Annotated in this window: 1 protein-coding gene; it reads left to right on the top strand. The window is 68.4% G+C overall.

Annotated elements, in window-relative coordinates; genetic code table 11:
* Positions 1-52: 52 nt before the first annotated feature.
* On the top strand, positions 53-582 hold a 530-nt coding region (locus IEZ05_RS36140; RefSeq protein WP_189234559.1), incomplete at its 3' end, for a sigma-70 family RNA polymerase sigma factor.

Raw genomic sequence — 582 nt, forward strand, 5'->3', positions numbered from 1 at the left:
TCGTCGGCCGATAAGGGACAGTGACAGGGCCGACCGACAGGGAGGGCACATCATGGCGACCACGATCGCGCGGGCTACCGAGCACCACCTCACCGGCGTGCCGGAGATTGCGGACCCGTCCAAGGTGGCGCCCAAGGACGCGCGGGAGTTGTCGAAGCTCTTCTTCGACCAGCTGGCGGTCCTCGAAGAGGGCACCGCCGAGTACCAGTACGCGCGCAACACGCTGATCGAGATGAACATGTCCCTGGTCCGCTTCGCGGCCGGCCGGTTCCGCAGCCGGGGCCCGGAGGAGATGGAGGACATCGTCCAGGTCGGCATGATCGGCCTGATCAAGGCCATCGACCGGTTCGAGCTGACGCGCGAGGTGGAGTTCACCTCGTTCGCCGTGCCGTACATCGTGGGCGAGATCAAGCGGTTCTTCCGCGACACCTCCTGGGCCGTGCACGTGCCCCGGCGGCTGCAGGAGGCGCGCGTGCAGCTGGCCCGCGCCACCGAGGAGCTGCGCAGCCGGCTGGGCCGCAATCCCACCACCAAGGAGCTGTCCGAGCTGATGAGCCTGCCGGAGGACGAGGTCGTCGAGGC

It is taken from the genome of Streptomyces flaveolus (assembly GCF_014648815.1).
GTDB classification, from domain to species: Bacteria; Actinomycetota; Actinomycetes; order Streptomycetales; family Streptomycetaceae; genus Streptomyces; species Streptomyces flaveolus.